The following is a 24,329-nucleotide window of genomic DNA, read 5'->3' as shown; positions in this document are numbered from 1 at the left end:
GAAGATCCGCACGCCGTGGGCCATCCAGTGGCGCAGGATGCGGACGGTCTCGGCGACGAGACCGTCCATGTCGGCGTCGAAGGCGACGGGGTAGATGTCCTGGTACTTCTTGGGCGGGTTCTCGGCGTAGGCGATGGTGCCGTCGGGGCGGTGGTGGAACCACTCGGGGTGCTTGGAGACCCAGGGGTGGTCCGGGGAGCACTGCAGGGCGAAGTCCAGGGCGATCTCCATGCCCAGCTCGGCGGCGCGGGCCACGAAGGCGTCGAAGTCCTCGAAGGTCCCCAGGGCGGGATGGAGGGCGTCGTGGCCGCCCTCGGGGGAGCCGATGGCCCAGGGCACGCCGACGTCCTCGGGGGTGGGGTCGAGGGTGTTGTTGCGGCCCTTGCGGAAAGTGGTGCCGATGGGGTGGATCGGGGGGAGGTAGACGACGTCGAAGCCCATCGCGGCGATGGCGGGCAGGCGGCGGGCGGCGGTGGTGAAGGTGCCGTGCGGCTGCTCGGGGGTGCCCTCGGAGCGGGGGAAGAACTCGTACCAGGAGCCGAACAGGGCGCGTTCGCGCTCGACCAGCAGGGGCAGCGGCTCGGAGGCGGTGACCAGCTCGCGCAGCGGATGGCGGGCCAGCACCGCGCCCACCTCCGGCGTCAGCGCCGCCGCCAGACGGACCGCGGCCGGCCGGCTCTCGTCCCGCAGCGCCTCGGCCGCGGCCCGTACGACGTCCCGGTCCGCGCCCTCGGGCACCCCTTCGGCGGCCCGCTCGTGCAGCCGGGCGCCCTCCTCCAGGACCAGCGCGGTGTCCAGCCCGGCGGGGATCTTGATGCGGGCGTGGTGGCGCCAGGTGGTGACCGGATCCCCCCAGGCCTCCACCTGGTACGTCCACCGGCCGGGCTCTCCGGCGGTCACGGTGGCGCCCCAGCGGTCGGTGCCGGGGGCCAGCTCCCGCATCGGCGTCCAGGGGCCGGCGCGGCCCTCCGGATCGCGCAGGACGACGTTCGCGGCCACGGCGTCGTGGCCCTCGCGGAAGACGGTGGCCGAGATCTCGAAGGTCTCCCCGGTCACCGCCTTCGCGGGCCTGCGGCCGTGCTGGACGACCGGCCGCACGTCCAGGACGGGGATCCGGCCGACGGCGGTGGCGCGGGCGCCGTCCGGGCCGGCTGCCGGGCTGGTTGTCGGGGGTGCTGCCGAGTGGTGCGTGGCGGGCATGACCGCTCCTGTCCGCGTCAACGAGGGTGTGGGCGGATGTCAATGGGGAGGTGGGTCCTGCGTGATCTACCTGTCGGGTGTACCGGTGGAGCCTTCCCACCCTATTCGGGTGAGCAATCCGGCACTTTGTTAACTACTCACGCGTATGTCCACACACAAGACCGGTCCCGTCCGGACACGGACGGAACCGGTTCCCGTGGTGTGCGATTACCCCCGCGGAACCTGGAGAATCCTGTCCGGTGAACCGGGCCCGGCGCCGAGGATCCGCACCGGCGCGGCCGCGCCCACCAGCGCGCCGGCCACCTGCGCGGGCGTGGCCCGGGGGTGGGCCGCCAGGTAGAGGGCGGCAGCGCCGGCCGCGTGCGGCGCCGCCATCGACGTACCCGAGAGGGTGGCCCGCGCGGTGTCGCTGGTGCACCACGCCGAGGTGATCGACACGCCCGGGGCGAAAAGGTCCACGGCGGATCCGTAGTCCGAGAAGCCGGCCCGGGCGTCGCGGCTGTCGGTGGCGCCCACAGTGATCGCCTGCGGCACGTCGGCGGGGGAGTACAGCCCGGCCGGGCCGCCGTGGTTGCCCGCCGCGACCGTGTAGGTCACGCCGGACCTGATCGAGTTGCGGACGGCCGCGTCCAGCTCCGCGTTGTAGGGGCCGCCGAGGCTGAGGTTGGCGACCGCGGGCCTGCGGGCGTGCCGGGTGACCCAGTCGATGCCCGCGATGACCTGCGAGACCGTCCCGGCCCCGGTGTCGTCCAGGACCCGTACGGAGACCACCGAGGCCCGCTTCGCGACCCCGTACGCGGCCCCCGCGACCGTGCCCGCCACATGGGTGCCGTGCCCGTTGCCGTCGCCCGCGCCCCGGTCGCCGCTCACGAAGTCCCAGCCGTAGCTCGCCCGGCCGCCGAAGTCCCGGTGGGTGATCCGCACCCCGGTGTCGATCACGTACACCGTCACGCCCCGCCCGCCGCCGTCCGGCGCGGTGAACCTCCCGTCCAGCGGCAGACCGGGCCGGTCGAGCCGGTCCAGGCCCCAGGAGGGCGGACGGGCCTGCGTGCCGTCCAGGGCGACGCGCGCGTCCGGGGTCACCGAGGCGACGTGCGGGTCGGCCGCGAGGCGGCGCGCCTGGGCCGCGTCGGCGCGGACGGCGTACCCGTTCAGGGCCGCGCCGAAGGTTTGGCCGATTCTCGCCCCGTACCGCTCGGCGACTCCCCGCCCGGCGGCCGACAGGGCCTTGGTGTCGCCCCTGAGGGTGACCACGTATCCGGTGCCGGCGGTCCGGTCCCCGGCGGCGTGCGCGGGCAGGGTGACCGCCGACAGCACCGCGGCCGCGGCGGCCGCGAGGACGCCCCCCAGCCGGCGCGGGCGCCGAGTGCGCGTCCGTGCCATGGTCCGAGCTCCCCTCCTCGACCAGGGCCTGTCCGGCAATTCGCGTCGTCGCCCGAAGGGCGGCCGTGCGGCGTCAGGTGCGTGCTCTCGGCGCGCCGGCTCCAGGCCCTCGTACTGGACGTACTTGGGTCTGGGGCCGGTGCGGCGAGAGTGCGTGCATGGCGACTCGTGGCAGACGGGAATTGCCGGACAGGCCCTGGGGCAGGCGGGCAGCGTCTCGTGCGGCGGCGAAGGAGTACAAGAGTGCCTCGCCGGACGCGGCCGGCCGGGCCGATACGGGGCGAGTGGGGCGAAGCGCCCAGCGCCGCCCCCGCCCGGACGGGTACCGTCGAAGGTGACGGGGCGCACAGTGCCGTGCGTCCTTCCAGCGAACGCCAACGCGCTGAGGTGGAAAGTGAAGGCGATCCGTCGGTTCACCGTCCGTCCCGTTCTCCCCGAGCAGCTGCGCCCGCTCAGTGAGCTGGCGCGCAACCTGCGCTGGTCCTGGCACGCCGAGACACGCGACCTGTTCCAGTCCGTCGACCCGGAGCACTGGGCGACCTCCGAGGGCGACCCCGTACGCCTGCTGGGCAGCGTGAGCCCGGCCAGACTGGCCGAGCTGGCCGGGGACCGCCGCTTCCTGCGCCGGCTGACCGCGGCCTCCGACGACCTGCACGACTACGTCACCGGCGACCGCTGGTACCAGGCCCAGTCCGCCGGGCTCCCGGCGGCGATCGCCTACTTCTCGCCCGAGTTCGGCATCACCGCCGCCCTGCCGCAGTACTCCGGCGGGCTCGGCATCCTCGCCGGCGACCACCTCAAGGCGGCCAGCGACCTCGGCGTGCCCCTGATCGGGGTCGGGCTGCTCTACCGGCACGGCTACTTCCGGCAGACCCTGTCCCGGGACGGCTGGCAGCAGGAGCACTACCCCGTGCTGGACCCGCACGAGCTTCCCGTCACCCTGCTCGAGGAGGCCGACGGCACCCCCGCGCAGGTCTCCCTCGCGCTGCCCGGCGGCAAGGCGCTGCACGCCCGGATCTGGATCGCCCAGGTCGGCCGGATCCCGCTGCTGATGCTGGACTCCGACGTCGAGGAGAACGCGCTGGGCGAACGCCAGGTCACCGACCGGCTCTACGGCGGCGGCAGCGAGCACCGGCTGCTCCAGGAGATGCTGCTCGGCATAGGAGGGGTGCGGGCGGTGCGGACGTACTGCCGGCTCACCGGGCACCCGGAGCCGGAGGTCTTCCACACCAACGAGGGCCACGCCGGCTTCCTCGGCCTGGAGCGCATCGCCGAGCTGTGCGAGCAGGGGCTGGACTTCGACGCGGGCCTGGAGGCGGTGCGCGCGGGGACGGTCTTCACCACGCACACCCCCGTCCCGGCGGGCATCGACCGCTTCGACCGGGAGCTGGTCGCCCAGCACTTCGGCCCCGGGGCCGAACTGCCCGGCATCGACGTGGGGCGCATCCTCCAGCTGGGGATGGAGACCTACCCGGGCGGCGAGCCCAACCTTTTCAACATGGCCGTGATGGGCCTCAGGCTCGCCCAGCGCGCCAACGGGGTGTCGCTGCTGCACGGCAGGGTCAGCCGGGAGATGTTCTCGGGACTGTGGCCGGGGTTCGACCCCGCCGAGGTGCCGATCACCTCCGTGACCAACGGGGTGCACGCCCCGACCTGGGTGGCGCCCGAGGTGTTCCGGCTCGGCGCCCGGCAGATCGGCGTGCAGCGCACCGAGGACGCGCTGTCGGTGGGCGGCTCCGAACGCTGGGACGCGGTCGCCGACATCCCCGACCAGGACGTCTGGGAGCTGCGCCGGGACCTGCGGGAGCAGCTGGTGGTGGAGGTGCGCAGGCGGCTGCGGGCCTCCTGGCGGCAGCGCGGCGCGGGGACGGCCGAGCTGGGGTGGATCGACGGCGTGCTCGATCCCGAGGTGCTCACCATCGGGTTCGCGCGCCGGGTGCCCTCGTACAAGCGGCTGACGCTGATGCTGCGCGACCGCGACCGGCTGATGGACCTGCTGCTCCACCCCGAGCGGCCGATCCAGATCGTCGTCGCGGGCAAGGCGCACCCGGCCGACGACGGCGGCAAGCGGCTCATCCAGGAACTGGTCCGCTTCTCCGACGACCCGCGCGTGCGGCACCGGATCGTCTTCCTGCCCGACTACGGCATGGCCATGGCGCAGAAGCTGTACCACGGCTGCGACGTGTGGCTGAACAACCCGCTGCGCCCGCTGGAGGCGTGCGGGACCTCGGGCATGAAGGCCGCGCTCAACGGCTGCCTGAACCTGTCCGTGCTGGACGGCTGGTGGGACGAGTGGTTCCAGCCCGACTTCGGCTGGGCGATCCCCACCGCCGACGGCGTGAGCACCGACTCCGACCACCGCGACGACGTGGAGGCGGCCGCGCTGTACGACCTGCTGGAGCAGCGGGTCGCGCCGCGCTTCTACGAGCGCGGGCGGGGCGGGCTGCCCGACCGCTGGATCCAGATGGTCCGCCAGACCCTGACCCTGCTCGGGCCGAAGGTGCTGGCCGGCCGCATGGTGCGCGAGTACGTCGAGCGGCTCTACACGCCCGCCGCCCACGCCCACCGGGCCCTGGGTCCCGACGCGGCGCGGGAACTGGCCGCCTGGAAGGGGCGGGTGCGAGGCGCCTGGCACGAGGTGACCGTCGACCACGTGGAGACCTCGGCCCCCGCGGCGACCTCGGCCGTCGCCCAGCTCGGCACCACCCTCGGGCTGCGGGTGCGCGTCGGGCTCGGCGGCCTCGGCCCGGACGACGTGGAGGTGCAGGCCGTCTCCGGCCGTGTGGACGAGGAGGACCGGATCACGGACGCCACCACGGTCGCCCTGAAACCGGCGGGCGCCCCCGACCCCGACGGCCGCTGGGTCTACGAGGGCCCGCTCTCCCTGGACCGCACCGGCCCCTACGGCTACACGGTCCGCATCCTGCCCTCCCACCGCCTCCTGGCCTCCAGCGCCGAACTCGGACTGGTCGCGGTCCCACCTCGGGACGCGGCAGAGGGCGGCGGAGTGCTCCTGCGCTGAGAGCCGGGGCGGGGTCCGGGGGCCCGCCCCGGAGCCGGGTGGGGGGCGGGCGGGCCGGCCCTCCGGGGCTCAGGGTTCGGGGGTGTCCGCGCACAGGCCGCGCAGTACGGTGCCGCAGCGGCGGGCGTAGGCGTGCTGGAGGGCTCGGGTGGCGGGGCCGCCCGCCCGGGCGTACCACTTGGCCGGGCGGCTGAAGGCGGTGACCGTGAGCCAGACCGTGCCGTCGCCCGTGCGCTCCACCAGGAAGGACTCCTCGCCGGTCTCCGGATGCCCGGGCAGCGTGCCGTAGGCCCAGCCGGCCCGGCGGGGTTCCTCCACCGTCCAGACCACCCGGCAGGGCGCCTTGACGACGGCGGCGAGGGAGACGGTGACGTCCACGCCGGGTGCGGCGCGGTCGGCGGGGGTGTCGACGCCCACGCCGACGGCGCGGTGCATCTCCCAGGTGAGGACGGCCTCGGACGCGCGGCGGAACACCTCCTCGCCCTCGCCGATGCGGGTGCGCACGCGCAGGGAGTGGAAGCCGGGCGGGCAGTGGCCCTGCTCGCGGGTCGCGCCGACCTCCTCGTAGGTGAAGTCTGCCGAAGACATGGGACCCAAGAGTAGGGCGGCACCCGGGAGCGCGGGGCTCCCGGGTGCCGCCCGTGTCGGCTGCCGGTCGTCAGCTGACGTTGACCGCGGACCAGGCCGCCGCCACCGCGTTGTACTCGGCGCTGCCGGAGCCGTACAGCGCGGCCGCCGCCGAGAGGGTGCCCGTGCGGGCGGACTTGTAGTTGGTGGTCGACGTGAAGTACGTCGTCAGCGCCTTGTACCAGATCTGCAGCGCCTTGGCGCGGCCGATGCCGGTGACCTTGGCGCCGTTGTACGTCGGCGAGTTGTAGCTGACGCCGTTGATCGTCTTCGCGCCGCTGCCCTCCGACAGCAGGTAGAAGAAGTGGTTGGCGACGCCCGAGGAGTAGTGCACGTCCTTGCTGCCCACGCTGGAGGACCAGTAGTCGGCGGAGGCGCCGTCCTTGCTGGGCTGGTCCATGTAGCGCAGCGGGGTGCCGTCGCCGTTGATGTTGATCTTCTCGCCGATGAGGTAGTCGCCGGGGTCGGAGGAGTTGTTGGCGTAGAACTCCACGCCGGTGCCGAAGATGTCGGAGGTCGCCTCGTTGAGGCCGCCGGACTCGCCGCTGTAGTTGAGGCCCGCGGTGTTGGAGGTGACGCCGTGGCTCATCTCGTGGCCGGCCACGTCCAGCGAGGTCAGCGGGTGGGTGTTGCTCGAGCCGTCGCCGTAGGTCATGCAGAAGCAGCTGTCGTCCCAGAAGGCGTTGACGTAGTTGCTTCCGTAGTGGACGCGGGAGTAGGCGCCCACGCCGTTGTTCTTGATGCCGTTGCGGCCGAAGGTGTTCTTGTAGAAGTCCCAGGTCTCCTGGGCGCCGTAGGCGGCGTCGGCGGCGGCCGTCTGGTCCGAGGTGGAACTGGAGGCGGTGCCGGTGCCCCAGATGTCGTCCGCGTCGGTGAACAGCGTGCCGGTGCCGGAGGTCTTGCGGGCGAGGTTGTACGTCTTGTGGCCGCCGCGCGTGGTGTCGTACAGCTGGTACGTCGAGCCCGACTTGTAGGTGCCGAGCGTCACCGTGCCCGAGTACAGGGTCTTGCCGGTGCCGGTCTCGATGCCCTGGTACTCGTAGAGCTTCTTGCCGGTGGCCGCGTCGGTGATGACGTGCAGCTGGTTCGGGGTGCCGTCGTCCTGGAGGCCGCCGACGACCGTCTCGTAGGCGAGGACCGGGGTGCCGTTGCCCGCCCAGATGACCTTGCGCGGGGCCTGGTCGGCGGAGGCCTTCGCGGAGCCCGCGGCCTTGGCGGCGGTGAGCGCCTGCTTCTCGGCCTTGGCGGTGGCGATCTGCGGCTTGAGCGAGGCCACCTTGATGGCTGCCTTGGTGGCCTTGGTGACGCCCTCGGTCCTGCCCGCCTTGGAGGTGTGGACGATCAGGTCGCCGCCGAGCACGGGCAGGCCGGCGTAGGTGCGCTCGTAGCGGGTGTGCACGGTGCCGTCGGCGTCCTTGACGACGTCCTTGACGACCAGCTTCTCCTTGGCGCCGAGGCCTATGTTCCGGGCGGTGTCGGCGGCGTCCGCCTGGGCCTTGGCGAGCAGGGAGGTGCGGGCGGAGTCGGAGAGCGCGGCGGGGGCCGCGGCGAGGGTGGTCCGGCCGGTCGTGTCGGCCGGGGTCTGGGCCGAGGCGGTGGTGGCCAGACCGGTGCTCAGGAGGGCTCCGGCCGCGACAGTGGTGGCGACGGCCAGGGTGGTGCGCTTGTGACGCGCGTAGCGGGGAGTCACACAAGCTCCTTCTGTGGGGGATTCCGGCCGATGTGGGGTCACCGGGCCGGATCGGGTGTCAGGTTGCTGTGCTCGTGCGGCGGGTGGTGGAAGAGTGGCATCCAGGGCGCGTACATGTCATGACCCCGAAGTGATGTTGGCCGAAAAATGGCGCTGCGGTGAATGTTGCGAGCGTGTGAACGGGCGCCGCTCCGGGTCCTCGACCTCCGGAACGGCGCCCTGACCTGGGGTTCACAGGCCCTACCGGACCGCCTTTACGGGAAGGTCAGTTTCCAGCCGTCGATGTAGCCGGTGTCGTAGGTGTACACGTCCTGGACGCGCAGCTTCCAGGTGCCGTTGGCCGTCTCGGTGGCGGCGTTGACCGTGTACGTCGCGTGCACGTCGGCCGCGGAGTCGGAACCGCTGGAGTTCTTCAGCCGGTAGGCCTTGCCCGACGGACCGATCAGGTCGATGACCAGGTCGCCCCGGTAGGAGTGCACGATGTCGACCGAGACCTGGAGGTTCGACGGCGCGTTGCCGCTCCTGCCGGTGACGCTGATGGACGAGGTGACCGCCGAACCGTGGTCCGGGATCTGCACGTCGGTGGTGTTCTCGAACGTCGAGCCGCCGCCCGGGCCGCCCCCGCCGGAGCGCGAGCCGACCGCGATGGCCGCCCAGGCGTCCTGCACCGCCTTGTACTCGGTGCTGGAGGTGCCGTACAGCTCGCCCGCCGCCGCCAGCGTGCCCGTGCGGGCGCTCGCGTAGTTGGTCGTCGAGGTGAACTTCGTGGTCAGCGCCCGGTACCAGATCTGCAGCGCCTTGTCCCGGCCGATGCCGGTGACCGGAAGCCCGTCCGCCGTGGGCGAGTCGTAGCTGACGCCGTTGATGACCTTGGCGCCGCTGCCCTCGCTCAGCAGGTAGAAGAAGTGGTTGGCCGGGCCGGAGGAGTAGTGCACGTCCAGGTTGCCCAGGCCCGAGTACCAGCTGTCCTTGGACCCGCCGTCCTTGCTGGGCTGGTCCATGTAGCGCAGCGGGGTGCCGTCGCCGTTGATGTTGATCTTCTCGCCGATGAGGTAGTCGCCGGGGTCGGTGGAGTTGTTGGCGTAGAACTCCACGCCGGTGCCCATGATGTCGGAGGTCGCCTCGTTCAGGCCGCCGGACTCGCCGCTGTAGTTGAGGCCCGCGGTGTTGGAGGTGACGCCGTGGCTCATCTCGTGGCCGGCCACGTCCAGCGAGGTCAGCGGGTCGGCGTTGCCGGAGCCGTCGCCGTAGGTCATGCAGAAGCAGCTGTCGTCCCAGAACGCGTTCACGTACGAGTTGCCGTAGTGCACGCGGGAGTAGGCCGCCTGGCCGTCGTTGCGGATGCCGCTGCGGCCGAAGGTGTTCTTGTAGAAGTCCCAGGTGACCGCGGCGCCGTAGTGCGCGTCGGCGCCCGCGGTGGCGGCGTTCGACGTGGTCCCGTTGCCCCAGGTGTCGCTGGACTGCGAGAACAGTGTGCCGGTGCCGGAGGTGCCGCGGTTGAGGTTGTACGTCTTGTGTCCGCCGCGCGCGCCGTCGTTGAGCGTGTACGCCGATCCCGACTGGGTCGTCGTCAGCGGGACCTGGCCGCTGTACTGGGTGTTGCCGATGCCGGTCTCGACGGCCTGGTAGCGGTAGAGCTCCTTGCCGGTGCTCGCGTCGGTGACGACGTGCAGCCGGCTCGGGGTGCCGTCGTCCTGGAAGCCGCCGACCACCGTCTCGTAGGCCAGGACCGGTTTGCCGCTCGCCGCCCAGATCACCTTGCGGGAGGACGGGTTCGCCGCGGCCTTGGTGTCGCCGAGCGACTTGGCGCGCTGGAGGGCCTGCTTCTGGGCGGCCGACTCGGCGACGGCCGGGGTCAGGCTCGCCACCTTCACGGTCGCGTTGGTCGCCTTGAGGACCCGCGCGGTCTTCCCCGACTTCGCGGTGTCGACGATCAGGTCGCCGCCGAGCACGGGCAGGCCGGCGTAGGTGCGCTCGTAGCGGGTGTGCACGGTGCCGTCGCCGTCCTTGACGACGTCCTTGACGACCAGCTTCTCCTGGGCGCCGAGGCCGATGTCCTTCGCCGTGCGGGCCCTCGCGCCGTCGGCGTCGCGTATCAGCTCGGCGCGCTGCGAGGGCGTCAGCTTCACGGCGACATGGGCCGGGTCGGCCTTTCCGGCGTGGGGCGCCTGGGCGGGCGCGGCGCTGGCCGCGCCGGTCTGGACGGCCGCGGCGATCAGCGCGGCGACACCGGCGAGGGCGAGGCCCGCGGTGCGGCGGGGGGTGGTGTGGGAGGTGCGTCTGCGAGAGCTCTTGCTACTCAACACTGACTCCTTCTGCGTGGCCGCGGGTCGCGCGGCCAGGGGAGATCCGGACGGGGTGTGGGCCGTCCGGGCAGAACAGGGAATGCGGAACCAGGTGCGGACGTGCGGGCCTGCGGCGAGCCGACTTGCCGTGGGGGTGCCGTGGGGGTGCCGTGGGGGTGCTGTGGGGTGACGTCGACGCGGGCCGAAGGAAGCGTGGCAGGAGATCGCAGCCCTTGTCAGGGGCGCGTCAGGAACTTGGCCGGATTTCGTTCGTTGTCCGGATGTTCATGTTCGGTATACGAACCGGTCGCGGACCCGCGGTCTTCGGCCGCGGGCTCGCGGCCTGAACTTGCGGGCCTGCGGCCTGAACTTGCGGGCCTGCGGCCTGAACTTGCGGGCCTGCGGCCTGAACTTGCGGGCCTGCGGCCTGAACTTGCGGGCCTGCGGCCTGAACTCGCGGGCCCGAGGCCTGAACTCGTGGGCCCGGGGCCCGGAGTCGCGGGCCCCAGCCCTGAGGGGTGCCTCTCAGGCCGCCGCCTCGTGCAGGATCGCCGCCAGCTCGCGCGGCCGGTCTAACATCGGCCAGTGCCCTCCGGGCAGATCGCGGTGGGTCCAATCGCCGTCCGCCATCTCCCTGAAGGCGGGCACGGTGGCGGCCATGGCCCGGATCCGCTCCGCCGTGAAGCCGCACAGCACGTGCAGCCGCGGCAGCCGCTTCCAGGCCCCGGTCAGCCGGACCGGCGTGGTCGCGGTGGCCCAGGGCTGCGGCACCGACAGCCGCGTCAGCCGGTCGAGGGCCTCCTCGGACAGCTCGCCCAGAGCGGCGGCCCGCTCGCGCCACGGCGGCGGGGGCAGCCGCCAGCCGTGCCCGGCCGTGCGCACCAGCTCCTCGTCGCGCTCGCGTTGCTCCGGCGCGGTGAACTCCGCCTGGCACATGCCGTCCGGCAGCGGGCCGCTGTCGACGAACACCAGCCGGGAGATCCGCTCCGGCACCCGGTCCGCCACGCTCGGGACCACCACCGCGCCGGCGTAGCTGTGCCCGACCAGCACCACGTCGTGCAGCTCCTCGTAGCGGATGAGGTTCAGCACGTCGGTGACGTGCGTGGCGAGGTCGGTTCCGGGGCCGGCCAGGTGCGCCCGCTCGCCCATTCCCGTGAGGCTGAGCGGACGCACGTCGTGCCCGTGCCCGCGCAGTCCGGCGGCGACATCGCGCCAGGCCCACGCGCCGAGCCAGAATCCGGGGAGGAGTACGTAGGTCGTCATGGCGGTCACGCTAGGCCGGGAACAGGACAGATCACGGCCTATGGAAGACGGCCTGTACGAGACGACACGAGACGGGCCGGTACGACACCGCCTACACGAGGCTGTCGCGCCAGGCCCGGTGGAGGGTGGCGAAGCGGCCGGTGCCGGCGGTCAGCTCGGCCGGGCGGCCGTCCTCCACCACGCGGCCGTGCTCCATCACCAGCACCCGGTCGGCGATCTCCACCGTGGACAGCCGGTGCGCGATGACGACCGCCGTACGGCCGCGCAGGACCGTGGCCATCGCCCGCTGCACCGCCCGCTCGCCCGGGATGTCCAGCGAGCTGGTCGCCTCGTCCAGGATCAGCACCGCCGGATCGGCGAGCAACGCCCGCGCGAACGCCACCAGTTGGCGCTGCCCGGCGGAGATGCGGCCGCCACGCTTGCGTACGTCCGTGTCGTAGCCGTCGGGCAGGGCGCTGATGAAGTCGTGCGCGCCGATGGCCTTCGCCGCCCGCTCGATCTCCTCGCGGGTGGCCTCGGGGCGGCCGATGGCGATGTTGTCGGCGACCGTGCCGGAGAACAGGAACGCCTCCTGCGTCACCATCACCACCCCGCGCCGCAGTTCGGGCACGGCCAGCTCGCGCAGGTCCACGCCGTCCAGCAGCACCCGGCCGCCGGAGGGGTCGTAGAAGCGGGCCAGCAGCTTGGCCAGGGTCGACTTGCCCGCGCCGGTGGAGCCGACCACCGCGACGGTCTGCCCGGCCGGGATCGTCAGGTCGAAGCGGGGCAGCACCTCGCCGCCGGTGCGGTAGCCGAAGCGCACGCCGTCGAAGACCACCTCGCGGCCGGGGTGCTCCGAGGCGAGCGGCGGCAGGCGCCGCGGCGCGGCCGGTTCCGGCACCGAGGGCGTCTGGGCGAGCAGGCCCGCGATCTTCTCCAGCGAGGCGGCCGCCGACTGGTAGGAGTTCAGGAACATGCCGAGCCGGTCGATCGGGTCGTACAGCCGGCGCAGGTACAGCACCGCGGCCGCCAGCACGCCCAGCTCCAGCGAGCCGTCCGCGACCCGGTAGGCGCCCCACAGCACGATCAGCGCGACCGCCGTGTTGGCCACCAGGCGGGAGCCGATCACGTAACGGGCCATCTCCAGCAGGGCGTCGCCGTTGGTGCGCTCGTGGCGCCGGTTCAGTACGCGGAAGCCGGCGTCGTTGGCCGCCTCGCGGCGGAAGGCGCGCACCGGGCGGATGCCGTTCATCGTCTCCACGAACTTCACGATCACCGCCGCGATCGCCGTGGACCGCTCCTGGAACACCCGGCCCGCGCGCCGCCGGTAGGCCCGCACCAGCAGGTAGAGCGGTCCGAAGGACGCCACCGCGACCGCGCCGAGGCCGGGATCCAGCCAGAGCAGCATGGCCGAGATGTAGACGAAGGACAGGATGACCGTGATCAGTTCCTGGAGGCCCTCGCTGAGCAGTTCGCGCAGCGACTCCACGTCCGTGGTGGAGCGGGAGATGAGCCGGCCCGAGGTGTAGCGCTCGTGGAAGTCGACGCTGAGCGCCTGCGCGTGGCGGAAGATCCGGCCGCGCAGGTCCAGCAGCACGTCCTGGTTGACCCGGGCCGAGGCGACGACGAAGGCCCACTGGAGCCCGCCCGAGGCGAGCGCGGACAGCACGTAGGCGACCGCCACCGCGATCAGCGGGCCGTGGTCGTGGGCGCGGAACGCCGGTACGGCGGTGTCGATGGCGTACGCCACCAGCAGCGGACCCGCCTGCACGGCCGCCTGCTGGAGCAGCAGCAGGAGGGTGGTGCCGGCGACCCGGGCCCGCATGGGCGCGAGCAGCGAGCGGAGCAGGGCGGACGTGGCCCCGGGGGGCGTGGGCAGGACGTCGCGGTCGAAGGGGTCGCCGGCGCTCGCGGGGCGCGGCCGGTCCTCCTCGTCGCCGGTGGCCGGGACGGACGTGGTGGGGGCCGTCATCGGTCGTCGTCCTCCTCTTCCTCTTCCCGTGGTGGCGCTTCCCGTGTGGGCGCTTCGCGTGCGGGTGCCTCCCGCGCGGGCTCTTGCGGTGCGGGCGCGCCCGTCATCAGATGGGCGTACTCGGCGCTCTCGCGCAGCAGTTCGTGGTGGGTGCCGACGGCGGTGATCCGGCCGCCGGACAGCAGGGCCACCCGGTCGGCGAGCAGGACCGTGGAGGGGCGGTGCGCCACGATCAGGGCGGTGGTGCGGGCCAGGACCTGGCGCAGGGCCGCCTCCACGGCGGCCTCGGTGTGCACGTCCAGCGCGGACAGCGGGTCGTCCAGGACGAGGAACCGGGGCTGTCCCACGACGGCGCGGGCGAGCGCGAGGCGCTGGCGCTGGCCGCCGGACAGGCTCAGGCCCTGCTCGCCGACCTGGGTCGCGGTGCCCTGCGGCAGGGAGTGCGCGAAACCGGCCTGCGCCACGGACAGCGCCCGCTCCAGCTCGGCCGGTCCCGCGCCGTCGCCGGCGCCCATGAGCACGTTGTCACCGACGCTCGCCGAGAAGAGGGTGGGCTCCTCGAAGGCGACGGCGACCATCGCGCGCAGCTCCTCGCGGGACAGGGCCGTGATGTCCGCGCCGTCCAGCGTGATACGGCCCGACGTCACCTCGTGCAGACGCGGGACGAGGGCGGTGAGCGTGGTCTTGCCGCTGCCCGTCGCGCCGACCAGGGCCAGGGACTCGCCGGGGCGGATGTGCAGGTCGATCCGGTCCAGCACGGGCGGGGAGTCCGGCGGGGCGTCGGGGTAGCGAAAGCGGACGCTCTCGAAGCGCAGCCCGCCGGCCGCGCCGCCGCCGTCACCGCCGCCCGCGCCGGGGCGGCCCCCGGCCGCGGAGGCCGCGGAGACGGCGGCGACGGCGGGCCCCGGCCGCTCCGGCTCCTCGTCCATGACCTCGAAGTAGCGTTCGGTCGCGGTCGCCGCCTCCTGGCTCATCGCCAGCAGGAAGCCGATCGACTCCACCGGCCAGCGCAGTGCGAGGGCCGTGGACAGGAAGGCCACCAGCGTGCCCGCCGACAGCGAACCGTCCGCCACCTGCACCGCCCCCACCACCAGCGCCGCTCCGATGGCCATTTCGGGCAGGGTCATGATGACCGCCCAGATGGTCGCCAGCAGCCGGGCCTTGCGCAGCTCGGTGCCGCGCAGGGTGCGCGAGAGCCCGTGGAACGCGCGCGCCTGGCTGCGGTGCCGGCCGAACCCCTTGATGATGCGGATGCCGAGCACGCTCTCCTCGACCACCGTCGTCAGGTCGCCGACCTGGTCCTGCGCCAGCCGCGCCACCGACGCGTACCGCTTCTCGAACAGCGCGCACATGACGACCACCGGCACCGCCGGACCGAGGATCACCAGCCCCAGCGTCCAGTCCTGGAGCAGCATGACGCCCACGCCGACGAGGATCGTCACCCCGTTGACCAGGAGGAACGTCAGGGGGAAGGCGAGGAACTGACGCAGCAGCATCAGGTCGGTGGTGCCCCGGGACAGCAGCTGGCCCGAGGCCCAGCGGTCGTGGAAGGCGACCGGCAGCCGCTGGAGGTGCCGGTACAGACCGGCCCGCATCTCCGCCTCGACGTGCGACAGCGGCCGGGCCACCAGCCACCGCCGCAGCCCGAACAGCAGAGCCTCCGCCACCCCGAGCAGCAGCAGGTACAGCGCCCCGAGCCACACCCCGGCCGGGTCCCGGCCGGCCACGGGGCCGTCCACCATCCACTTCAGCACGAGCGGGATCACCAGCCCCGTGCAGGAGGCGACGACCGCCACGAACGCGGCGGTGAACAGCCGGGCGCGCACCGGCCGGACGTACGGCCACAGGCGCAGCAGCGTACGAACGGCCGAACGGCCGGCCGGCCGGGTGCGGACGGACGGGTCCTCGGGGGTGTCAGGTGTCGTGGGCATCATCAGCGAGACTACGGATCGCCACTGACAACGCCCACCGAGTTTTGGCCGGACCGCGCTCCGCCGCTGGTCCTACGACCTGCGCGTTCCACCGCCCGGACCCGGGCACGCGGGTGGGGGTCGCAGCCCCGCATCATCCGATCGGCCGATGCGGCTTCGAGCGGGTCGGCCGATGCCCGCACGGCCCGTCCGCCGCCAGCCTGTTGCCATGTCCGTCATCGAAGTCAGTGAACTGCGCAAGTCCTACGGCGGCCGTCGTGCCGTCGACGGCGTCTCCTTCACCGTGGAGGAGGGCGAGATCTTCGGCGTCCTCGGCCCGAACGGAGCGGGCAAGACCACCACCGTCGAGTGCGTCGAGGGACTGCGCGTCCCCGACTCCGGCCGGGTCCGCGTCACCGGCCTCGACCCGGTCGCCGACCACGCGCGGGTGGCGCAGGTGCTGGGCGCCCAGCTCCAGCAGACCGAACTGCAGCCCAAGCTGACCGTGCGCGAGGCGCTCGAGATGTACGCCTCCTTCTACCCCCGCCCGGCCGACTGGCGGCCGCTCGCCGAGCGCCTCGGGCTGGCCGCCAGGCTCACCACCCGGTTCGCCAGGCTCTCCGGCGGCCAGAAGCAGCGCCTGTTCATCGCGCTCGCCCTCGTCGGCGCCCCGCGCGTCGTCGTCCTGGACGAACTCACCACCGGACTCGACCCGCGCGCCCGCCGCGACACCTGGGAGCTGATCGAGGACGTCCGCGCGGGCGGGGTGACCGTGCTGCTCGTCACCCACTTCATGGAGGAAGCGCAGCGGCTGTGCGACCGGATCGCGGTGGTCGACCAGGGGCGCGTCGCCGCCCTGGACACCCCGGCCGGGCTGATCCGCCGCTCGGCCGGCGCCACCGTCATCAGCTTCACCCCGTCCGCCCCGCTGGACGACGACGACCTCACCGGCCTCCCCGGGCTCGCCTCCATCGAGCGCAAGGACGGCCGGATCACGCTCTCCGGCACCGACGACACCGTGAACTCGGTCATCACCCTGCTCGCCCGGCACCGCGTCACCGCCCACCAGCTCCGCGTGGTGGACGCCACCCTCGACGACGCCTTCCTGGACCTCACCAAGGAGACCACCGCGTGAACACCGCAGTCCTGCGCACCGAGTTCCGGCTGTTCCGGCGCGAACCGGGCGCCGTCTTCTGGATCTTCCTCTTCCCCACGCTGCTCCTGGCGATCCTCGGCTCGATCCCGTCCTTCCGGGAGGCCGACAAGTCGCTGGGCGGGCTGCGGCCGGTCGACGCCTACGCGCCCATCGCCGTGCTGATCGCGCTGATCATGTCGGGCGTGCAGTCGCTGCCCCAGGCCCTGACCGGCCACCGGGAGCGCGGCGTCCTGCGCCGGATGCGGCTCACTCCGGTACGGCCCTCCGCCCTGCTGGGCGCGCAGATGGCCGTGCAGGGCGGGGTGGCGCTGGGCTCGGCGCTGCTCGCGCTCACCGTCGGCCGGCTCGCCTTCGGCGTGACGCTGCCCGGTCAGCCGGCCGGCTATCTGCTGGCCCTGCTCCTGGCGGTCGCGGCCGCCCTCGCCCTCGGGGCGGTGGTCTCCGCGGTGTCCCGGACCACGAAGATCGCGGGCGCGATCGGTACGGCGGTGTTCTTCCCGATGATGTTCTGCGCGGGCGTGTGGCTGCCGGTGCAGGAGATGCCGCACACGCTCGCCCGGGTGGTCGGCCTGACCCCGTTCGGCGCGGCGGCCCGCGCCCTGAACGAGGCCGCCGCCGGCGACTGGCCCGGCTGGGGCCACCTGGGCGTGCTCGCCGCCTGGACCGTCCTGCTGACGGCGGGGGCGGCGCGCTGGTTCCGCTGGGAGTGAGCGGGCCGTGCCGGAGACTGGGGGGATGACGAACACCCCGCTCCAGCAGTACCGGGCCTCGTTCGACACGTGGGGGCCCTGGGCGCTGCTGGCCGTGGGAGTGGTCACGGGGACGCTCTCCGCCCGCCTGACCGGAATGGACCGGGCCGGGGTGATCGCCTGCGCCGTCCTCGTGCCCGCTGCCGCCGTGCTCCAGCTGTACTGGGCGAGGGCGAAGCGGAAACGACCGGACCCGAGCCGGACCGGTGTCTGCCTCTTCCTGCTGCGCTGGGCCATCGCCTTCGTGCTGGGCCAACCCGTTCTTCGCCTTCTACGCCGTGACCGGCTACTACACCGCCGCCCGCGAGCTGCCCCGCCGGCTGGTGCTGCCCGGCCTCTTCCTGACCGCCGTCACCATGGCCGGCAGCGAGATCGGCGGCTGGCCGCCGCACGGGCTGATCCCGTGGCTCGGCTTCTTCCTCGTCCTGGCCGTCAACATGGGCCTGGTCGGTGTGTTCACCCGGTTCGCCGAGCAGGAGCAGACACGGCTCGGCGTCCAGGCCGAGACCATCGCCGAACTGGAGCGCACCAACACCGCGTTGCAGCAGGCCCTGGAGGAGAACGCGGCGCTGCACGAGCAACTGCTGGTCCAGGCCCGGGAGGCCGGTGTCGCCGACGAGCGACGCAGGCTCGCCGCCGAGATCCACGACACCATCGCGCAGGGCCTGACCGGGATCATCGCCCAGCTCCAGGTCGTCGCCAACGCCCCCGACCTGCCCACCGCCCGCACCCACCTGGAACGCGCCGCCGGCCTGGCCCGGCACAGCCTCGGCGAGGCCCGCCGCTCCGTGCACAACCTGGCGCCGGTGGCCCTGGAGAGCGACCAGCTGCCCGAGGCCCTGAAGAAGACGGTCGCCGAGTGGGGCGAACGAACCGGTGTGCGCGCCGAGTTCACGCTCACCGGCACCGCGGAGCAGCTCCACGACGAGGTCGCCGCCACCATCCTGCGGATCGTGCAGGAGGCCCTGTCCAACGTGGCGCGCCACGCCCGCGCCACCCGCGCCGGCGTCACCCTGTCCTTCGCGGGCGACGAGGTCATCCTCGACATCCGCGACGACGGCGCCGGCTTCGACCTCCTCGCCCCGGCCGTCCGCTCCCGCTCCGGCGGCTTCGGCCTGCCCGGCATGCGCGCCCGCGCCGAGCGCGTCGCCGGTTCGCTCACCGTCGAGTCGGAGCCGGGGCTCGGCACCGCCCTGTCGGCTCGCGTACCGTTGGTCCGCCATGACCGATGACCCGACCGCCGCCGCGGCCGCCGGCCCGGCCGCCACCCCGGCCAGCGAGCCGGCCGCCGTCTCCCTCGTGATCGTCGACGACCACCCCGTCGTACGCGACGGACTGCGCGGCATGTTCGAGTCGGCGCCCGGGTTCCGGGTGCTCGGCGAGGCCGCGAACGGCGTGGAGGCGGTGGAGCGGGCCGCGGCACTCGACCCGGACGTCGTCCTGATGGACCTGCGCATGCCGGGCGGCTCGGGCGTGGACGCGATCCGGGAGCTGACCCGGCGGGGCGTCCGCGCCAAGGTGCTGGTCCTGACGACGTACGACACCGACTCCGACACCATTCCGGCCATCGAGGCGGGCGCGACCGGCTACCTCCTCAAGGACGCCCCGCGCGACGAGCTGTGCGCCGCGGTCCGCGCCGCCGCCGAGGGCCGTACCGTCCTCTCCCCGGCCGTGGCCTCCCGCCTGGTGTCCGCCGTCCGCGCCCCCGCCCCCGGCAACGAGCCCCTTTCCGCCCGCGAACGCGAGGTCCTCGCCCTGGTCGCCAGGGGCACCTCCAACCGCGAGATCGCCCGCGAGCTGTTCATCAGCGAGGCGACCGTCAAGACCCACCTCACCCACCTCTACGCCAAGCTCGGCGTCAACGACCGCGCGGCCGCCGTCGCCGTGGCCTACGACCGGGGCATCCTCGGCTGATCCCCGTCCGGGGCCCGTCCGCCGAGCGGGCCCTGGCCGAGCACCCGCAGCAGCAGCACCGAGCGGGCCGGGACCGTGATCGCGGCGCCCGCGCGGTGCGTGAGGCCCGGCGGGTGCGTCTGCTCCTCGCGGGAGGTGTCGACGACCACCTCGTAGCGCTCCGCCCAGGGCGGCCCCGGCAGGAGGAACCCCACCGGGCGGTCGCCCGCGTGCAGGACGGTCAGGAAGCTGTCGTCGACGATCGCCTCGCCGCGCTCGTCACGGCCCGGGATGTCCCGGCCGGACAGGTACATCCCGAGGGTGGCCGCGGGGGCGTACCAGTCCCGTTCGGTCATCTCCGTGCCGCGCGGGGTGAACCAGGCCAGGTCCCGCAGCCCGTCCGCCGAGTGCGGGCGGCCGGAGAAGAACGCCCGGCGGCGCAGCACCGGATGGCGCCGGCGCAGCGCGATCAGCCGGGCGGTGAGCTCGGTCAGCTGTCCGTAGCCCGGGTCGCCGAGCAGGCTCCAGTCCAGCCAGCCGGTCTCGTTGTCCTGGCAGTAGGCGTTGTTGTTGCCGTGCTGGGTGCGGCCCATCTCGTCGCCGGCCACCAGCATCGGCACGCCCGTGGACAGCAGCAGCGTGGTGAGCAGGTTGCGCAGCTGCCTGCGGCGCAGGGCCAGGATCCGCTCGTCGCCGGTCTCGCCCTCCGCGCCGCAGTTCCAGGAGCGGTTGTCGTCGGTGCCGTCCCGGTTGCCCTCGCCGTTGGCCTCGTTGTGCTTGCGGTCGTAGCTCACCAGGTCGCGCAGGGTGAAACCGTCGTGCGCGGTGACGAAGTTGACGGAGGCGTAGGGGCGGCGTCCGCCCCAGGCGTACAGGTCGCTGGAGCCGGACAGGCGGTAGCCCATCTCCCGCACGTCCGGCAGGGCGTGCCGCCAGAAGTCCCGTACGGCGTCGCGGTAGCGGTCGTTCCACTCCGTCCACAGCGGCGGGAAGGCGCCCACCTGGTAGCCGCCCGAGCCGACGTCCCAGGGCTCGGCGATCAGCTTGACCCGGCGCAGCACCGGGTCCTGGGCGATCACGGCGAGGAAGGGGGAGAGCATGTCGACGTCGTGCATGGAGCGGGCGAGCGCGGCCGCGAGGTCGAAGCGGAAGCCGTCCACGCCCATCTCCGTCACCCAGTAGCGCAGCGAGTCGGTGATCAGGCGCAGCACGTGCGGCTGGACGACGTGCAGGGTGTTGCCGCAGCCGGTGTAGTCGGCGTAGCGGCGGCCGTCGGCCCGCAGGCGGTAGTAGCCCTGGTTGTCGATGCCCTTCAGGGACAGCGTGGGGCCGTACTCGCCCGCCTCGGCGGTGTGGTTGTAGACCACGTCGAGGATCACCTCGATGCCGGCCGCGTGCAGCGCGCGCACCATCCGCTTGAACTCGCCGACCTGCCGGCCGTTGGTGCCGGAGGCCGCGTAGGCGGCGTGCGGGGCGAAGTAGCCGATGGAGTTGTAGCCCCAGTGGTTGCGCAGGCCGCGGCTGAGCAGGTGGTCCTCGTGCGCGAACTGGTGCACCGGCAGCAGCTCCACCGCCGTCACGCCGAGCCGTGTCAGGTGCTCGATCGCCGCCGGGTGGGCCAGCCCCGCGTAGGTTCCGCGCAGCTCCTCGGGTATGCCCGGGTGCGTCTTGGTGAAGCCGCGCACGTGCAGCTCGTAGATCACCGAGTCGGCCCAGGGGGTCTTGGGCCTGCGGTCGTCCGACCAGTCGTCGTCGTCGTGCACCACGACGCCCTTCGGGACGTACGGCGCCGAGTCGCGCTCGTCGCGCACGGTGTCCGCCACCGACTGGTCGGGCCAGTCCCGCACGTGCCCGTAGACCTCCGGCGGCAGCGCGAACTCGCCGTCCACCGCACGGGCGTAGGGGTCGAGCAGCAGCTTCGCCGGGTTCCAGCGGGCGCCGGTCCACGGGTCCCAGCGGCCGTGCACCCGGTAGCCGTAGCGCTGGCCCGGCATCACGCCGGGCACGAAGCCGTGCCAGATCTCGTGCGTCAGTTCGGTGAGCCGGGCGCGCGTCTCCCGGCCCGACTCGTCGAACAGGCACAGCTCGACCGCCTCCGCCCCGCCCGCCCACAGCGCGAAGTTGGTGCCGGCCACGCCGTCCGGGCCGATGCGGAAGCGGGCGCCCAGCGGGGTGGCGGCACCCGGCCGCACGGGCACGCCGGGGGGTGGCACGGCGCGGCGCCCGCCGTTCACGACGGCGGACGGGCGCGCGTCCCCGGCGGCGCGCCCGCCCGCCACCGCCTCCTGCTCGGCTGCGCTGGACACCTGGTCGGCCCCTTTGTCCGGCTCGTTCGCCTGCGGGGCGCCCCAGCCGACGCGGCTCGGTGACGGGTGCGGCTCCCCCTCGCGTGGTTCTCCCCACTGTTCTGCCCAGAGCGTGGCTCGCACTCACGTTTCCCGGCGGCGGGCCGGTCGTTGGGCAGCCCGTGAGGCATGCACAAGGGCGCGCACGGCGCGCGGGGGCCGCGCTGGCCGCCGTACTGACATGGGCAGGACTGCTGGCCGGGGCCGCCGGCTGCACCTCGGGCGGCCCGGGCGGGCTGGACGGGGTCTTCGGCAAGCCGCCGGAGGCGAAGGACGTGATCCGCGTCGACCCGGACGACGGCAGCAAGGACGTGCGCCCCGGCAGAAAGCTGCGGGTACGGGTCGCCGACGGCCACCTGGAGTCCGTCAGGGCCGTCAAGTCCCAGGACGCGCAGGACACCCCGGTCGCCGGGCACCTCTCCCGCGACGGCCGGACCTGGCGGCCCGACGACGACCGGCTCGCGCTGGCCGCCAAGTACACCGTCGACGTGGTGGCCGTGGACGACGCGGGCCGCCGCTCCGCCCGGCACACCACCTTCACCACCTACGTCCCCGACGAGCGCTTCATCGGCTACGTCACCCCCGAGAACCGCTCCGTGGTCGGCACCGGGATGATCGTCTCCCTGGCGTTCAGCCGGGAGATCGCGAACCGCGCCGCCGTCGAACGCGCCGTCCACGTCACCGCCAGGCCCCCGGTGGAGATCCGGCCGCACTGGTTCGGCAAGGACCGCCTCGACTTCCGCCCCCGGCACTACTGGCAGCCGGGCACCCAGGTGACCGTGGAACTGCGCCTGCGGGACGTCGAGGGGGCGCCCGGCGTCTACGGGCTCCAGTACAAGACCTTCTCCTTCACCATCGGCCGCAGCCAGGTCTCCCTCGTGGACGCGGCCGCGCACACCATGCAGGTGCGGCGCGACGGCGAGCTGCTGGCCACCGTGCCCATCACGGCCGGGGCGCCCAAACACACCACCTACAACGGGAAGATGGTGGTGATGGAGATGCTCGAGGTCACCCGCATGAACAGCCGCACGGTCGGCTTCGGCGGCGAGTACGACATCCCCGACGTCCCGCACGCCATGCGGCTGACCGACTCCGGCACCTTTCTGCACGGCAACTACTGGTCCACGCCCGACCCGTTCGGCCGCGTCAACGTCAGCCACGGCTGCGTGGGGCTGAAGGACGTCAAGGGAGGCGGCTCGCAGACCCCGGCGGGCTGGTTCTTCGACCGCAGCCTGGTCGGTGACGTGGTGGAAGTCGTCAACAGCAATGACAAGGAGGTCTCTCCCGGCAACGGCCTCGGTGGGTGGAACATGGGATGGGAGGCGTGGAAGGCGGGCAGCGCGCTCGAGTAGCCGGCGGGGTGGGCCCTGGAACCGGTCCACGAGTGGTCGCAGTTGGGACGGAACAGTGACATTCGTCTGACAACTTGCCCCTGACCTTGTGGTTACTATGCGCCAGGGCGCGCGGGAGGCGCGCCGGGGCGCGGGTCGTGGACCGGCCCGGGGAGGGGAGAACAACTTGAACGTGCGGCCGATATCGGGGGCTTCGGTGGACGCGCGGGGACGTCGCAGGGGGGCGCTGGCACTCGTGTCGGGCGCGCTGCTCCTCGCGGTCACCGCGTGCGGCGGGGGCGGCTCGGGCCCGGGGTCAGCCGGCGGCGGGGGCAAGGGCTCCGGCACGGAACGGAGCAAGCAGTCGCAGGCGGTCGTCACCATCGCGCCCAAGGACGGCGCCAAGTCCGTCGACACCAGCGGGACGCTCAAGGTCGGCGCGAGCAAGGGCCGGCTCACCCAGGTCGTCGTCAAGGACGCCAAGGGCACCGCGATACCCGGGACGCTGTCCGGCGACGGCACCTCCTGGACGCCGTCCACCCACCTGGCCGCCTCGACCCGCTACACCGTCCACGCGGTCGCCAAGGACTCCGCCGGCCGCCAGGCCGCCGAGGACTCCAGCTTCACCACGCTGACCCCGCAGAACACCTTCGTCGGCAACTTCACGCCCGAGGACGGCTCCACGGTCGGCGTCGGCATGCCCTTCACCGTCAACTTCACCCGGGGCATCACGCACCCCGACGCCGTGAAGAAGGCCATCCAGATCAAGACGGAGCCGGCCGTCGACGTCGAGGGCCACTGGTTCGGCAACGACCGCCTCGACTTCCGCCCCGAGCACTACTGGAAGGCCGGCACCAAGGTCACCGTCAAGCTCAGCCTGGACGGCGTCGAGGGCCGCCCCGGCGTCTACGGCAAGCAGACCAAGACCATCTCCTTCACCATCGGCCGCGACCAGGTCTCCGTCGTGGACGCGGCCAAGCACACGATGAAGGTCATGCACGACGGCAAGGTCGTCAAGACCATCCCCGTCACCACCGGCAAGCCCGGCTACGACACGTGGAGCGGCCAGATGGTCATCAGCGAGAAGCTGGCGGTCACCCGCATGAACGGCGAGACGGTCGGCTACGGCGGCGAGTACGACATCAAGGACGTCCCGCACGCCATGCGCCTGACCACCTCGGGCACCTTCATCCACGGCAACTACTGGGGCGGCGACGCCTTCGGCAACTACAACGCCAGCCACGGCTGCGTCGGCCTGCGCGACGTGCGCGGCGGCTACGACAGCGGGGTGCCGGCCGCCTGGTTCTTCAACCACTCGATGGTCGGCGACGTGGTCGTCGTCAAGAACTCCCACGACCGCACCGTCGACCCGGCCAACGGGCTCAACGGCTGGAACATGTCCTGGGACGCGTGGAAGGCGTGAGCGCCCCCTCCTGACGGCCCGTACGGCTCCGGGGGAGTGGGCCCGTACCGCCCCGGCCCGGTGTGATCGACCGCACCGGGCCGGCTGTCGTTAGTCGCCGT

At 73.1% G+C, this 24,329-nt stretch carries 15 protein-coding genes and 1 pseudogene; 7 read left to right on the top strand and 9 right to left on the bottom strand.

Going from position 1 to position 24,329, the window contains the following annotated elements; translation table 11 throughout:
• Positions 1 to 1,200, bottom strand: a 1,200-nt coding sequence (locus IE217_RS28310; protein WP_190180797.1) for a maltotransferase domain-containing protein, incomplete at its 3' end; no start/stop codon positions are given.
• 207 nt (positions 1,201 to 1,407) lie between these two features.
• Positions 1,408 to 2,583, bottom strand: a complete 1,176-nt coding sequence (locus IE217_RS28305; RefSeq protein WP_190180796.1) for a S8 family peptidase — start codon at positions 2,581 to 2,583, stop codon at positions 1,408 to 1,410.
• Positions 2,584 to 2,977: 394 nt separating this feature from the next.
• Between IE217_RS28305 and IE217_RS28300 the strand changes: the two genes are divergently transcribed.
• A complete protein-coding gene (locus tag IE217_RS28300) occupies positions 2,978 to 5,605 on the top strand; it encodes a glycosyltransferase family 1 protein (protein ID WP_190180795.1) in 2,628 nt (875 codons plus the stop codon).
• Between the two features lie 69 nt (positions 5,606 to 5,674).
• Here IE217_RS28300 and IE217_RS28295 read toward each other — a convergent pair whose 3' ends face one another.
• The 6 genes from IE217_RS28295 to IE217_RS28270 form a co-directional block, all read right to left on the bottom strand.
• Complete coding sequence (locus IE217_RS28295; protein ID WP_190180794.1) at positions 5,675 to 6,193, bottom strand: DUF1990 domain-containing protein; 519 nt, start codon at positions 6,191 to 6,193, stop codon at positions 5,675 to 5,677.
• Between the two features lie 70 nt (positions 6,194 to 6,263).
• Positions 6,264 to 7,922, bottom strand: coding sequence for a M4 family metallopeptidase (locus tag IE217_RS28290; protein ID WP_190180793.1), 1,659 nt, complete (start codon positions 7,920 to 7,922; stop codon positions 6,264 to 6,266).
• Positions 7,923 to 8,176: 254 nt separating this feature from the next.
• Complete coding sequence (locus IE217_RS28285; RefSeq protein ID WP_190180792.1) at positions 8,177 to 10,225, bottom strand: M4 family metallopeptidase; 2,049 nt, start codon at positions 10,223 to 10,225, stop codon at positions 8,177 to 8,179.
• Between the two features lie 507 nt (positions 10,226 to 10,732).
• Positions 10,733 to 11,470, bottom strand: coding sequence for an alpha/beta fold hydrolase (locus IE217_RS28280; protein WP_190180791.1), 738 nt, complete (start codon positions 11,468 to 11,470; stop codon positions 10,733 to 10,735).
• A gap of 91 nt (positions 11,471 to 11,561) precedes the next feature.
• Positions 11,562 to 13,421, bottom strand: a complete 1,860-nt coding sequence (locus IE217_RS28275; protein ID WP_190180790.1) for an ABC transporter ATP-binding protein — start codon at positions 13,419 to 13,421, stop codon at positions 11,562 to 11,564.
• Positions 13,418 to 15,352 (bottom strand): ABC transporter ATP-binding protein, encoded by a 1,935-nt coding sequence (locus IE217_RS28270; RefSeq protein ID WP_190180789.1) that lies wholly within the window; start codon positions 15,350 to 15,352, stop codon positions 13,418 to 13,420. Before IE217_RS28270 ends, IE217_RS28275 begins: the two co-directional genes overlap by 4 nt.
• A 208-nt stretch (positions 15,353 to 15,560) precedes the next feature.
• On the opposite strand from IE217_RS28270, the gene IE217_RS28265 reads away from it, so the two are divergent.
• The 4 genes and pseudogenes from IE217_RS28265 to IE217_RS28250 all read left to right on the top strand — a co-directional run bounded on the left by IE217_RS28265 (position 15,561) and on the right by IE217_RS28250 (position 19,150).
• Complete coding sequence (locus IE217_RS28265; RefSeq protein WP_190180788.1) at positions 15,561 to 16,466, top strand: ABC transporter ATP-binding protein; 906 nt, start codon at positions 15,561 to 15,563, stop codon at positions 16,464 to 16,466.
• A complete protein-coding gene (locus tag IE217_RS28260) occupies positions 16,463 to 17,197 on the top strand; it encodes an ABC transporter permease (RefSeq protein ID WP_190180787.1) in 735 nt (244 codons plus the stop codon). Before IE217_RS28265 ends, IE217_RS28260 begins: the two co-directional genes overlap by 4 nt.
• A gap of 25 nt (positions 17,198 to 17,222) precedes the next feature.
• Positions 17,223 to 18,468, top strand: a pseudogene (locus tag IE217_RS28255) (sensor histidine kinase).
• Complete coding sequence (locus IE217_RS28250; RefSeq protein WP_268249180.1) at positions 18,458 to 19,150, top strand: response regulator; 693 nt, start codon at positions 18,458 to 18,460, stop codon at positions 19,148 to 19,150. The pseudogene IE217_RS28255 and the gene IE217_RS28250 overlap by 11 nt, the downstream one beginning before the upstream one ends.
• Here the strand turns inward: IE217_RS28250 and glgX are convergent.
• Positions 19,126 to 21,435: a glycogen debranching protein GlgX gene (gene glgX, locus IE217_RS28245; protein ID WP_190180786.1), complete on the bottom strand. Its 2,310-nt coding sequence runs from the start codon at positions 21,433 to 21,435 to the stop codon at positions 19,126 to 19,128. The genes IE217_RS28250 and glgX overlap by 25 nt on opposite strands.
• A 161-nt stretch (positions 21,436 to 21,596) precedes the next feature.
• Here glgX and IE217_RS28240 point away from each other — a divergent pair, with 161 nt between their 5' ends.
• Together IE217_RS28240 and IE217_RS28235 are read left to right on the top strand one after the other, a co-directional pair.
• Positions 21,597 to 22,826 carry a L,D-transpeptidase gene (locus IE217_RS28240; RefSeq protein WP_190180785.1) on the top strand — a complete coding sequence of 410 codons (1,230 nt, stop codon included), beginning with the start codon at positions 21,597 to 21,599 and terminating at the stop codon, positions 22,824 to 22,826.
• A gap of 166 nt (positions 22,827 to 22,992) precedes the next feature.
• Positions 22,993 to 24,228: a L,D-transpeptidase gene (locus IE217_RS28235; RefSeq protein WP_190180784.1), complete on the top strand. Its 1,236-nt coding sequence runs from the start codon at positions 22,993 to 22,995 to the stop codon at positions 24,226 to 24,228.
• The last annotated feature ends 101 nt before the right edge of the window (positions 24,229 to 24,329 follow it).

It is taken from the genome of Streptomyces naganishii JCM 4654, assembly GCF_014650575.1.
In the GTDB taxonomy this organism is placed as follows: domain Bacteria; phylum Actinomycetota; class Actinomycetes; order Streptomycetales; family Streptomycetaceae; genus Streptomyces; species Streptomyces naganishii.
This window is presented reverse-complemented; position numbering and strand designations above follow the sequence as displayed.

What these genes read in the sequence shown, in the direction of transcription:
- IE217_RS28305 (WP_190180796.1), bottom strand. Translation starts at nt 2,583, where the DNA reads ATGGCACGGACGCGCACTCGGCGCCCGCGCCGGCTGGGGGGCGTCCTC.
- IE217_RS28295 (WP_190180794.1), bottom strand. Translation starts at nt 6,193, where the DNA reads ATGTCTTCGGCAGACTTCACCTACGAGGAGGTCGGCGCGACCCGCGAG.
- IE217_RS28280 (WP_190180791.1), bottom strand. Translation starts at nt 11,470, where the DNA reads ATGACGACCTACGTACTCCTCCCCGGATTCTGGCTCGGCGCGTGGGCC.
- IE217_RS28275 (WP_190180790.1), bottom strand. Translation starts at nt 13,421, where the DNA reads ATGACGGCCCCCACCACGTCCGTCCCGGCCACCGGCGACGAGGAGGAC.
- IE217_RS28270 (WP_190180789.1), bottom strand. Translation starts at nt 15,352, where the DNA reads ATGCCCACGACACCTGACACCCCCGAGGACCCGTCCGTCCGCACCCGG.
- IE217_RS28265 (WP_190180788.1), top strand. Translation starts at nt 15,561, where the DNA reads ATGTCCGTCATCGAAGTCAGTGAACTGCGCAAGTCCTACGGCGGCCGT.
- IE217_RS28250 (WP_268249180.1), top strand. Translation starts at nt 18,458, where the DNA reads ATGACCGATGACCCGACCGCCGCCGCGGCCGCCGGCCCGGCCGCCACC.